Source organism: Paucilactobacillus vaccinostercus DSM 20634, from assembly GCF_001436295.1.
In the GTDB taxonomy this organism is placed as follows: domain Bacteria; phylum Bacillota; class Bacilli; order Lactobacillales; family Lactobacillaceae; genus Paucilactobacillus; species Paucilactobacillus vaccinostercus.
The window spans coordinates 15,487-28,237 of record NZ_AYYY01000021.1; the positions used below are offsets into that span (position 1 = coordinate 15,487).

Sequence of the window (12,751 nt, forward strand, 5' to 3'; positions counted from 1 at the left end):
ATTTGAGGTGGTCAATTAGAAAATCGAATGGATTTAGACACAGCCGCATAATTTTTTTAATTATTTTATATCAATGAGGAGTGAAAAAAATGGATGCTACTGGATCGGGGAAAATAAATAAAGTCGACAAAGTACCGTTACTTGGTAAAACCGCATATAGTTTCACGGGGTTAGCTTATCAATTGACGGCTACGATGGTCGGCGCGTACGTTGTATACTTCTTTACCAACGTTGCACATATGAACCTTGGGGCCGTGGGGACCCTAATGTTATTAGCACGAATTTGTTCAGCACTGGGAGCACCGTTGGCGGGGATATTTATTGATAACACCAATACGAGATGGGGAAAGGCACGTCCATGGTACCTGTGGATGACAATTCCAGTATCGTTAGTGACAGTCTTATTGTTCATTGTTCCAAATTTTGCGAGTGCGGCCGCCAACATGGCCTACATCTGGGCGTTTTACATTATTTGGTCGCTATTAGAAATTTTTATTGATACACCGACAACTGCAATTTTACCGATGTTGACAAGCAACAAGGACGAAAGAACACTCTTAAACAGTTTACGTAATGGGGGGAGTCAAATTGGTGGCTTAATTGCTAATGCGGCGGTTCTACCATTGGTTGCAGTTCTGGGTGGCCATAATGATAAAAAGGGATTCTTATTAACGGCAGCGTTAATGGCTTCTTTATCGGTCCTTTGCTACATTTTTGTTTTTAGCGGACTACGAGAGAAAAATAATGTTCAAGTTGAGGCAGAACCTACTACAAAGAAGCCCAAATTATCAATGGCCGAAAGTTTTAAAGCGATTAAGGGAAACTGGCCATGGGTATTGGTATTTATTATTACGATTTTGAACTTTATTGCTAATATGGCGCGGAATACCGGTGTGATCTACTACTTCCAATATAGCTTGCATGATCGTACAATGACAGCACTAGCAAATGGATTAAACACAACGCAGTTGATTACGATTGCTTTATTGCCAATCTTTGTTAAAAAAATTGGGCAAACCAATACCTGGATTTTAGGAACTGTTATGTCTGCATTTGCGCAAGTGATGATTCTATTCTCAGGACAAAACATTACATTGGTTCTTGTATGGTGGGTTGTAAGTAATCTTGGTATGGGCTTTAGCGTGCCACTGATCTTTGCAGTGATTGCCGAAACGGTTGACTTTGGTGAATGGAAATCTGGTGTTAATGCACCAGGACTATTATCCGGTGTCGGTGCAACAACGGCCAACAAATTTGGTGGTGGCTTAGGTGCTGCATTGGTACCTTGGGTTTTGGCCGGATTTGGATATAGTGCAACTGCCGTTAACCAGTCAGCGCATGCTTTAACTGGAATCAATGTGGCCTTTATTTGGATTCCCGCAGTTGTTTACTTGTTATCGGTTATTCCGATGATTTTCTACAAGAAGTATGAAAAGATGGGGCCAACTATTAAGAAGGAACTAAAGGAACGTCGTGCAAATAATTAGCATTGAGGAGGTTTGTCGGTATGGGAAAAGTAAATGATCAATTTGCGAACATTGCCAATAATTTGGGACGCAATCTGAACAAGCAAGGACTAAAACGAGTAAAACCGGCTGAAATTCAGCATCAATCATTACCGATGGGAAATTTTGATGGTCTACCCATTCGTTTTCCGGAGAAAATGAATGATCAAGCGGCGCTGGAAGCAGAGTTACAACGGATGCGAAACCAATTTAAGCCGTTTCTGGTCCATCAGGCACCAGAAGTCAAAAATTATCGAACTAGGCAAAAATTAACGGAGTTTAAGTGGCGGGTCGAAACTGATACCGACCGAACTGATTTTACGACCGTGTTAAGTGGCGACGGAGAATGGGAGACAGTCTCAATTCCACACTTCGGTCGACCGCTCGGAAATAAGACCACGTATTATCGCCAAACGTTTGATATTGATTCAGTTACGGATGAACAATCATTGTTTGTTCATTTTAACGGTGTTGACTATATTGCCAATGTTTTTGTGAATGGTTATTTTGTCGGAACGCATGAAGGGTTGTTTGCGCCGTTTGAATTTGAAATTGAGAATTATATTCATTCGGGTACCAATACGCTGGTTGTTCAAGTTAAAAATGATTTTATCCATAAACGCAACGAGTTAGAAGCAGGCGGGACGATGTATGGTGGCGATAAAATTTATGCGGCCACTGGTCCGGGCTTTGATGATCCGGCGTTAGGATGGCATCATTGTCCGCCTGGAATGGGAATTTACCAAGATGTGTATTTAGAAAAGCGTGCTCGTGATTTTATCAGTGAAGTGTATGTCAGACCACTATTTGATGAGCATAAGGCTGAAGTAAACATTGATTTATATCATTGTGATTTAGGTGAACGAAGCGCTAAATTTAATATTTCGATTTATGGCGAAAACTTTGTGGGAACAGTTGTTAAAGATCAGATTGTTGAACAGTCAACGGGAACGGCCATTGGTCTAGGAGATACGTTTACTGAAGCAATGCTATCTGCGACCGGTCAAAAAGATAAAGAAAATACGCTCAATGCCGAAAAAGGACACAACTATTTTAAGTTCATTTTTGATATTCCAGATATGAAGGTTTGGAGCTCGGAGACCCCTTATTTATACGAAGTGCAGGTAGGCTTTATCGACGATGATGATACAATTTTAGACGCTAATACGCGGACGTTTGGAATGCGCAAGTTTCATATGGATGAAGCCTCACAGCCCAAGGGAAAATTGTATTTGAACAATCAGGAAATTCATTTACGTGGTGCAAATACCATGGGATTTGAACAGCATGATGTAATGCGTGGTGAACTGGATCAATTGGTTGATGATATTTTGTTGGCTAAGATCGCACACATGAACTTTTGGCGTATTACGCAACGACCAGTCCAGGAAACGGTGTATGACTATTGTGATCATCTTGGATTGATGACTCAAACCGATTTACCGCTATTCGGTGTTCTTCGCCGTAATAAGTTTAGTGAGGCCGTGAAGCAGGCGGGCGAAATGGAACAAATTGTCCGAAAACATCCTTGTAATATCGTTGACACGTTTATCAATGAGCCGTTTCCAAATGCCAATAATCTCCCGCAACGACATCTGATACGTCCAGAATTGGAACGCTTCTTCACTGCAGCTAAGGAAACGATTCTATGTTTAAATCCCGATCGTGTGATTAAACCAGTTGATGGGGATTATGATCCGCCAACGTTTGGGTTGCCAGACAATCACTGTTATACATCTTGGTATAACAGTTCCGGTGAAACTATGGGTGAATTAGCTGCAGGATATTGGCTGCCTGTGAAAAAAGGTTGGAATTATGCCTGTGGTGAGTATGGGTGTGAAGGACTCGATAATTTAGAGACTATGTATAATCATTACCCGGCGAACTGGTTACCAGCGTCACCCGATGATGACTGGTCGCCAACGGCGATTGCAATGGAGCAAAGTAGTAATTTCCATTATCAGTACTTTGAAACACCAAAGACGCTTCGTAATTGGGTAATGGAAAGTCAAAGATATCAAGCATTTGCGACTCAATGGATGACAGAATCGTTTAGACGACAAACAGCCATGATTTCAACAGTATTGCATATTTTTATCGATCATTTTCCCGCTGGCTGGATGAAAGCTGTGATTGATAATGATCGGATTGCAAAGCCGGCATATTTTGCCTATCGTGATGCATTAACACCAACGATGGTTAGCTTTAAACCCCGGCGATTCAGATATTTTGAAGGCGAAACAGCAGCAATTGAAACCTGGATCTGCAACGATTTACCAGAAGCGTTTGATTCCTATTCACTATATTACGAAGTAGTTCGGAACCATGAAGTACTGCGTAAGGGTGTCCAAACAGTTGGTATCCAACCATCGTGTTCCGCATATGCTGGTGATATTCAGTTTGATACAACCGGGATTGCTGGTGAAATTGAGGTACGGGCGGCACTGATTGATCAGAACAATCAAGTGGTACATTACAATACGCTGAATCTTAAGATTGCAAGTCAGAATACTGATTTAAAGGGAACGACGATTCAAGCTGGTGAAACAGCGGGTTCATTGTTGAATACTTACACTAATTACCAAAAAATTGGTGATAGTACGGTAACACCTGATACGATTATTATTGATGATATGGCGGTCTTTAAAGGACAGGAAACCAAGTTACGTCAAAAAGTTGAAGCGGGAACTAAACTAGTTCTTTATCGTCCCGCATCTGGAACATATCGAATTTTTGATGAGGACGTCAAAATCAAACCATGCGGTATGTTGCCAGTGAACTTTGTTTCTCGTAACACGGGTCATCTCATGGTTGACGGATTTGAGCCAGATGATTTTAGATTTTGGTTTGATGAAAAACAACAAATGATTACGCCAATTTTGGAAAACACCTTTACCAGTCATAATAAAAATTATGATGCAATTCTGACGAGTGCAAATATGAACATCAAGGGCGAGTGGCGGCCAGAACTAGCATGCGGTGAACGGAAAATCGGTAAGGGATCAGTTATTATTTGCGAGTTGATCTTAGATGATCGACTGAAAGCTAACCCAGTTGCACAGCAATTCGCGAAAAAAATGCTAATCAAACAACCATAAAATGGTCGTTAAATAGTGATAGAGAGGTGAATAGTCTTGGATGGTCAGAAGCTTGTGACAAATGAGCAACAGACGGTCAAAGTTCCGATTATCAGAAAATTGGCCTATGGTTCAACGGACTTAAGTTACCAATTATTGACGACGACTGTTAGTGCGTATCTTGTCTATTTTTATACGGATGTTGCTAAGATGTCACTGGGCGCTATTGGTACATTGATGCTCATTGCACGGTTACTTTCTGCATTGGCTGCACCAATCTCTGGATACTTTATTGATAATACTCATACGCGGTGGGGTAAGGCGCGTCCTTGGTACTTGTGGATGTGTTTCCCTGTTGCCATCTTTAGTATATTGTTGTTCGTTGCACCTAACTTTGCGAATAGTGCACTGAATATTACGTATATTTGGGTCACCTATGTCATTTGGTCAATGCTTGAGATTTTTATTAATACACCTGATACAGCGATTTTACCGTTGCTGACTAAGGACCGTAATCAGCGGACCATCTTCAATAGTTTCAGAAACGGTGGTAGTCAAATTGGGGCGCTAATTGCAAATGCTTCGGTACTTCCTTTGGTTGCGTTTTTTGGAGGAAGTAATGCTAAAAAGGGATTTTTTGAAACGGTATGTTTTCTGGCACTCTTGTGTGTATTAGGATATTTGTTTGTTTTTACGTTTATTCGAGAAGTTCATTCGGATGATGCAATTCAACAAGAAAAGGAACATGTTTCATTTGCTGACGGTTTTCGCGCTATGAAGGGAAACTGGGCATTTATTCTAACCTTTATCATTACCATTCTGGTTTTTATTGCGTCAATGGCACGAAACTCAAGCGTCATTTATTATTTCCAGTATAGTCTTGATAATTTGGGAATGGTTGCCTTGGCAAATGCCCTTAATTCAACGCAGCTAATTTCAATTGTGTTTTTGCCCGTGATTGTTCGTAAGTTGGGACAATCCAACACGTGGGTATTAGGACTAGTGATGACAGCATTAGCACAACCCTTGATCCTGATTAGTGGTCATAATTTATTTTTAGTTTTGACCTTTTGGGTGGTCAATAATCTAGGAATGGGAATCTGTGTGCCATTGATTTTCGCCATTTTGGCGGATTCAGCCGATTATGGGGAGTGGAAGAATCATATTGCTGCACCTGGATTTTTAGCGGGTGTCGGGGCAACAACTGCGACAAAGCTAGGTGGCGGTCTCGGAATGGGGATTGTTCCTTGGGTTTTAGGGATGTTTGGTTATGTTGCTGAAAAGCAACAAACATCACAGGCACTAATGGGAATTCAAGTTGTCTTTATCTGGCTACCATGTGTTTGCTTATTGCTTGCAGTGATTCCCGCTTACTTTTATAGAAAAGCTGAACGACAACGCCCACAAATTCAACAAGAACTAATGCAAAGACGACTACAAGAAAATGGTTAAAATCTAAGAACATGTGCTTTTAAATTTTAGTGGGAGAAAACGACTTCCTACGTTTTCCGTGATTGTGTTGCTGGGAGGGAGCAATTACAACAATAAATTATTGGTTCCCCGTCAAACTAATAATTATTGGCAAAAACTATTTCAATCGTTTTGAGCACAATTGGTTTGCACATCACATGAGTCTTAAAATATTAATGAAATAGTACAAAGAGCAATGCGTGCAGCTTGAAGGCGCATTGCTCTTTTAATTTAAAAAAATAGCGTGTAGGTAGTGATTAAGTTTAGAAAAAATATTAATCAGGGACATAAATCTCAATTAGATTAGATGGACGATACGAATCAGCCCACATTAATCTTCAAAAAATGATAAATATTCCATCGTTCTAGGTAGTGGGGATGCTTTCTAGCAGCGCTCGGTGTCACACCAACAAACGCTTTAAATTGTCGGCTAAGATGTGCTTGGTCCGCGAAATTAAGTTCAGCAGCGATTTCTGCCATCGATAGATCGGTGATCGAAATAAGCTGAATAGCACGGTTAATTTTACTGAGCATTTTGAATTCAGTGATTGTAATGCCGACTTCCTGTTTAAATTGGGATGATAAATAGTTTTGTGAAAGTTTCAGTTGGTGGCTGTATTGCTGAATGGAGGGTGTTTCTTCGGGTGTATCTAGGATTGTTTGATAAATGTGGCGGATGTTTTTTGATAAATGCACGTTTTTGAGACTCTGGACACGTGAAGCCATGTCTATGAGAATTTTTTCGATTTTTTTCATAACATCGTCAAATACAGGTGCCTCTTCGATCTCGATTACGTATTGATCGTTCAGTGTGTACGCTTGTTCATAATCAATTCCAGCGTTAATTGCGGCACGCAACGTCACGGAAACACAAATGATGCCCCAATTTTTGATTGCTCTTAAAGTACTCTCGTTTGAAAGAACGCCAATTCGACCGGAGCTTAAAAGATGGTGAAATGCGGAATGAATCGCGATCGAATCTCCCATCATGACGGCGGTTTTGAGTGCCTGTTCGTATTTGTAGCTAATATGAGCGCCTTGGTTATTAAATTGAACAGACATGATAATATTGTTGAGTTCGTTTGAGGTGATTGGATTTTGGAACGCCTGATCGATTGACGCAGCGCTGTTTGAAAGACCAATCAGTTGGGAAAAGAAAGTAACTTGGTGGTAGCACTGATCTTTTTCTAAAATGGGGGTCTGCAATTTGTGTGAAAGGTAAACAATCATTGAACCCAGATTTTGACTTTTGCGATTGGAACGAGAATTGATTAGTTCGGGACCAATTAAAAATGCCGTTTCCTGCGTGATGAAGCAAAATGTCAGTAGCGTTTCCGTGTGTCGTAAAATATAGAAGCCAGCTTTAGTGGGGAGTCGCTGTAACATTGCATAATAACGCCGTGTTAAAATATTGCCACACTTGAATTGTACGGTTGGCTTGTTATGTGACAGACTAAATTTAATTGCCGGTACGTTTAATGACTGAATATAGGCTTGATCGAGAGACACCATGGATCACCTCATGAGTAAAATATTCAAAAAACTGTTGATCTGTTCAATAAATGAAGTAGCAAGGCTATTATACTCTTTATTGTAAGCGTTAACAAAACGCTGAACAGTTTTGAAGTCGAATCAATTAGGGGGCATTTAGTTATGAAGATTTACGTCGATGCAACTGTGATGCGAGATGGTAATGGATCTAAAGAGGCACCATATAAATCAATTAATGCGGCTGCTAAACGAGCCATGGCCGGGGATGAGGTGTTGGTTTTTCCGGGAGTCTATCGTGAAAACGTGAATCCCGTTAATTCCGGCACGGCAGAAGCTCCAATCACTTACCGGAGTGTTAAGCCGTTACAAGCCACTATTACGGGAGCGGAAAGTGTTAAAAATTGGCAACTTTATCGGGACAACGTCTGGGTTGCACGGATCGATAATGGGGTCTTTGGAACGTATAATCCGTACACTACATTTGTTGTGGGTGATTGGTATTTTGGCCCGGTGGACAAACATACGGGTGCGGTATACATGAATGATCAACAGTTTTATGAAACCACTTCATTGGCAGACTGTTTAGCTGGCACGGTCTATGCGCGTTCTTGGGATCGTGAACATTCCATTTATAAGTGGTATACCGAACAAGATCCGACAAAGAACGAAACAATTATTTACGCTAATTTTCAGGGCAAGAATCCAAATAATGAGCATGTTGACATCAATGTGCGTCGCGAAGTATTTTACCCACAAAAGACGGGTGTGGACTACATCACGCTCAGTGGATTCAACGTGAATAAAGCAGCAACGACATGGGCCCCGCCTGCTGCTTATCAGGATGGGATGATTGGGCCACACTGGGCCAAGGGTTGGATTATTGAAGATTGTGACATTAGTCATAGTCGTTGTGCGGGAATCTCATTAGGGATGTACGAAGATCCAGACAATAATCATTACTTTACCTATAAGCACGTTAAAAGTCCGACACAAATGGAACGGGATACAGTATGCCGTGGGCAATATCATGGATGGCTTAAAGAAAATATTGGGCATCATATCATTCGCAGATGTAATATTCATCATTGTGAACAAGACGGTATTGTAGGACGGCAAGGGGCTGTATTCAGTCTCATTGAGGATAATCATATTCACCATATTAATAATATGCAGGAATTAGCCGGTGCTGAAATTGCGGGAATTAAAATTCATGCAGCTATTGATGTTATTTTTCGCCGAAATCATTTTGACCATACAACGATGGGATTATGGTGTGACTGGGAAGCACAGGGAACCCGGATTACCCAAAATCTATTTGACCACAACTATGCACCGGAAGGAACTGCTCCACGGTTAGATGGTGCAATGGAAAGTCAAGATATTTGGGTTGAAGTAAGTCACGGCCCGACACTGATTGATAATAATTTATTGTTATCTAAGGATTCGTTGAAAATTCCAACGCAGGGCTTAGCCGTTGTACAGAATCTGATTTTGGGATCCTTCACGTTTGTGGGTACCGGAACGGATTATCCAGGACCTGGAGAACCACAGCCACGGTTCACCCCGTATCATATTAAACATCGAACAGAAGTGGCAGGCTTTATGACGATCTTGCATGGGGATGATCGGTTCTATAACAATATCTTTGTCCAAAAGTGGCCAGCTACTGATCCTGCTCCAGAGGATAATGAAGAGGTTGGAACCTTTGTCTTTGATGACTATCCGACGTTTGATGAGTGGTACCGGCCATTTAAGCCGTTAGAAGGAAAAGCGGCCAAGGAACATGATATGGAAAATCTGAAGGAAGCTCATTTCAGTCATTTACCAATTTGGGCGAGTGGCAATGTGTATCTAAATGGCGCCAAAGCTTGGAAAAAGGAAACTGATAATTTAGTGAATACTGAAGATCAGGTAGAATTTGAACTGGTCGAAAATGATGGGCAACCACAGATTAAAACCAACTTGTATGATGTGATCGGTGACTACCAAAGTGGCATAATTAACACTGATATTTTGGGTGAAGCCTTTGAGCCAGAACAACGATTTGAAATGCCAAATGGTGATTCGATCGTTTTCAATGAAGATTATTTTGGTAATCATCGGGGAACCTCGACCGTTGCAGGACCCTTTGTGTCGGAGAAGGCAGCCCGTGAGATGTTGTGGATGAAAGAATAAGGATACTAATATCAATAAATCAATTGACTAATACTGAAGTGATTTGATAGTAAGTAATAAAATAATTGCTAAATACTCATTTTGTTTTCATAATCAAGTAAAATAATGAATGTGAAAACATAAGTGTTCTTGAAGAAGTATGTGTGTTATGACTGAAATAAGCATCTTCATTCACCAAATTCGGCGAGTGAAGATGCTTATTTTGTGTTTCAGAATCGACATAACGTTGTAGTAAATACTTGATTACTTGCCGCCACTGAGAAAATGATCTAGTGCAGCATTAGCATTGTCACGATCAGTTGTTTGAGAATTACTCAACGGAATACCAGTTGGTCCGCTCAACAACATTAAGATGTCGAAAAATGGCCGCTTAATTCCAAGCTCATCCAGATCGTCGGGTGAAATTGAATAACGAATGGCGGTTTCATCTCCATGAATGACTTTTTGAACCCAGCGCGGTTCACGAATGCTTTGACGTCCCAGTGCAACGAGTTCAAATCCGGCACTACTTGCTTTTTCAGCATCATCAGGTGTTTGGACATCACCGACCACAATCATCGGCAGTTTACCGTCCAAATGGGTTTTAATTGTCTCGTTTAGTGGTGTTGTAACAGTTTTGTCGGTCAGAGATTTACGCCAAACATTTCCCATTGAAACATGTAGATAATCAATGGGTTGGTCCTTTAAGACATCCACAAACCTTAAGGTATCTTCAAATTGAATACCAGGTTTTTCGATTTCTTCTGGTGAGATTCGATAGCCTAGAATAAATGGTCGAGTGGCATATTGATCTACAACGGATTTACATTCTTTAATGACTTCAAGTGGGAAATTCATTCTTTTTTCAACTGATCCACCCCAGTGATCAGTACGTCTGTTTGAATGTGGAGAGAAGAATTGTTGAATCAGATAGGTGTTGGCACCGTGAATTTCGACACCATCAAAACCAGCCGTAATGGCACGGCGCACGGCCGAACCGAAATCCTTGATTGTTTGTTTGATTTCCTCATCAGAGAGTGCACGGGGAACTTCTGAGCCGGTTCGTGCGGCTGCAACTGCACTTGCACTGACCGGCTGTTGTCCTCGTAAAATTGCGGTACTAGACATTCGACCAGCACTAAAAATTTGAATGACCGCCTTAGTGCCGTTTTATTTGATAGCATCAGCAAGTTTAGTTAGACCAGGAATGAATCGATCATCAGCAATGCTTAATTCTCCTTCGAATCCTTTTCCCAATGCGTTAACGTTGGCGACTGCGGTGATGAACATCCCGACACCACCAGAGTGTTTTTGATAATAGTGAATTTCATCATCAGTTACAGTGCCGTCATGAAAAGCCATACACTCAGTCATAGGTGGAATTACAACACGGTTTTTGAGAGTTACACCACTTTGCGGAAATGTATAGGAATCTAGGAAAGAATAATGCTTATCCAAAATAATCACTCCTTTTCTTTGATAGGTTCATCCTATCATTAAAGCGCTTACATGTTAAATAAAGATACTCCGAATATGTTCATTAGTTAAAAATTACGTTTGACTTTTTAGCGTGGGTTAGCTGGATAAATAGTAACTTGTAAATATGATATCATTTTGATATAATACTATCAAAATGATATCATAAAGAAGGGGATTGAATTGAGCGACGACAAGAAGCGATTTTTACTGCGAATTGATCAAACCTTGTATGATCAACTGGCACGTGATGCCGAAAGTGAAAATCGAAGTATCAATGCGCACATAGAAACGATTTTACAAAAGGCAACGCAAGGAAAAACGTTTGAACGACGGCAAATTGTCGGCCAGGTAATAGAAGGAACGCAGATTAATTCAGAAAATGGGCTGGTTACGGTAGCTGGTATTTATTATCGTTACTTAATTAGTGATAATTCGACTGTCGACACAACTGGCCGGTATGCAGTAACGGATGCGGTCGGGAATATTTTAACATTACAAAAAATTTGATTAACAATATGTGGAGGAGCAAATATTATGGCTTTAGGAATTAAAATTGTGCCCCAAAATAACTCGGGACTTGTTGAGACCTTGGGAAAGTATCGGCGTAGTGTAGAGTCAGGTCTACATTTTTACATTCCCTTGATTCAAAAAATCCGCAAAGTAAGTTTAGCAATGGAACCATTATCACTACCCAATTATTCGATTATTACAAAGGATAATGCCGATGTTTCCGCAAGTGTGACCTTAAACTATCATGTGACAAATGGCGTGAAGTATCAGTATGAAAATACGGATTCAGTGGAATCAATGGCCCAGTTAGTGCGTGGCCATTTGCGTGATATTATTGGACGGATGGATTTAAACGAAGCGCTGGGATCAACCGCTAAAATTAATCAGGAATTGGCCTTGGCAATTGGTGATTTAACTAATACTTATGGTATTAATGTTGATCGGATTAATATTGACGAGTTGACACCATCGCAGGCGATTCAAGAGGCAATGGATAAGCAATTGACCGCCGATCGTGAACGAGTTGCTACAATTGCTAAGGCGGAAGGTGAGGCTAAATCAATTGAGTTGACAACAAAGGCGAAGAATGACGCATTAATGGCAACTGCGAAGGCAGAAGCGGATGCTACCAAAACACGGGCAGATGCGGAACGCTACCGAATTGACACGGTTCAAACTGGTTTAGCTGGAGCAGACGATAAATACTTCCAAAATCAATCGATCAACGCCTTCGCGGAGTTAGCGACATCATCCGCTAACTTGGTTGTCGTGCCAACTGATAGTGCGAGCGAATACGGTAAGTTACCGGTAGTGGGGCAGTTACTTAAAAAGGGTGCTAAGTAAGTCGATTACGTTAACTAATAATCTGAAGGTTACTATTAATTATGCTACCGAATATTTTAAATTCGGTAGTTTTTTTATAAGTTGAGTGTTGATGTCTGATCACCAACGAAGATAAAACAGCGCATAAATGATTAAATAGGTAAAATATATAAAAAGTGCAGAAAACTCTATATTTTTGGAATATATTGTGGTTTAATAATAGCCAATATAGGTAATTGTGTA

At 40.7% G+C, this 12,751-nt stretch carries 7 protein-coding genes and 1 pseudogene; 6 read left to right on the forward strand and 2 right to left on the reverse strand.

Features of this window, described 5'->3' with window-relative positions; all coding sequences use genetic code 11:
- The first annotated feature begins 89 nt into the window (after positions 1-89).
- The 3 genes from FC26_RS04795 to FC26_RS04805 are packed head-to-tail and all read left to right on the forward strand — an operon-like array spanning position 90 to position 6,034.
- On the forward strand, positions 90-1,487 hold the full coding sequence (locus tag FC26_RS04795) for an MFS transporter (RefSeq protein ID WP_057778293.1): 1,398 nt from the start codon (positions 90-92) through the stop codon (positions 1,485-1,487).
- A gap of 20 nt (positions 1,488-1,507) precedes the next feature.
- Positions 1,508-4,603, forward strand: coding sequence for a glycoside hydrolase family 2 protein (locus tag FC26_RS04800; protein WP_057778295.1), 3,096 nt, complete (start codon positions 1,508-1,510; stop codon positions 4,601-4,603).
- 36 nt (positions 4,604-4,639) lie between these two features.
- Complete coding sequence (locus FC26_RS04805; RefSeq protein WP_057778297.1) at positions 4,640-6,034, forward strand: MFS transporter; 1,395 nt, start codon at positions 4,640-4,642, stop codon at positions 6,032-6,034.
- 339 nt (positions 6,035-6,373) lie between these two features.
- Here FC26_RS04805 and FC26_RS04810 read toward each other — a convergent pair whose 3' ends face one another.
- Positions 6,374-7,564: a helix-turn-helix domain-containing protein gene (locus tag FC26_RS04810; RefSeq protein ID WP_235809473.1), complete on the reverse strand. Its 1,191-nt coding sequence runs from the start codon at positions 7,562-7,564 to the stop codon at positions 6,374-6,376.
- A gap of 141 nt (positions 7,565-7,705) precedes the next feature.
- On the opposite strand from FC26_RS04810, the gene FC26_RS04815 reads away from it, so the two are divergent.
- The gene (locus FC26_RS04815; RefSeq protein ID WP_057778300.1) at positions 7,706-9,718 is read left to right on the forward strand and encodes a right-handed parallel beta-helix repeat-containing protein; all 2,013 of its coding nucleotides are present in this window, start codon (positions 7,706-7,708) and stop codon (positions 9,716-9,718) included.
- A gap of 243 nt (positions 9,719-9,961) precedes the next feature.
- Here FC26_RS04815 and FC26_RS04820 read toward each other — a convergent pair.
- Positions 9,962-11,155: pseudogene (locus tag FC26_RS04820) on the reverse strand (NADH-dependent flavin oxidoreductase).
- A gap of 201 nt (positions 11,156-11,356) precedes the next feature.
- Between FC26_RS04820 and FC26_RS04825 the strand changes: the two are divergent.
- Together FC26_RS04825 and FC26_RS04830 are read left to right on the forward strand one after the other, a co-directional pair.
- The gene (locus FC26_RS04825) at positions 11,357-11,683 is read left to right on the forward strand and encodes a type II toxin-antitoxin system antitoxin (RefSeq protein WP_083483755.1); all 327 of its coding nucleotides are present in this window, start codon (positions 11,357-11,359) and stop codon (positions 11,681-11,683) included.
- Positions 11,684-11,710: 27 nt separating this feature from the next.
- Positions 11,711-12,529: an SPFH domain-containing protein gene (locus FC26_RS04830; protein WP_057778304.1), complete on the forward strand. Its 819-nt coding sequence runs from the start codon at positions 11,711-11,713 to the stop codon at positions 12,527-12,529.
- Positions 12,530-12,751 lie beyond the last annotated feature (222 nt).

Bases quoted from the DNA above. Each gene is read 5' to 3' on its own strand.
- FC26_RS04795 (WP_057778293.1), top strand. From the start codon at position 90: ATGGATGCTACTGGATCGGGGAAAATAAATAAAGTCGACAAAGTACCG.
- FC26_RS04800 (WP_057778295.1), top strand. From the start codon at position 1,508: ATGGGAAAAGTAAATGATCAATTTGCGAACATTGCCAATAATTTGGGA.
- FC26_RS04810 (WP_235809473.1), bottom strand. From the start codon at position 7,564: ATGGTGTCTCTCGATCAAGCCTATATTCAGTCATTAAACGTACCGGCA.
- FC26_RS04815 (WP_057778300.1), top strand. From the start codon at position 7,706: ATGAAGATTTACGTCGATGCAACTGTGATGCGAGATGGTAATGGATCT.
- FC26_RS04830 (WP_057778304.1), top strand. From the start codon at position 11,711: ATGGCTTTAGGAATTAAAATTGTGCCCCAAAATAACTCGGGACTTGTT.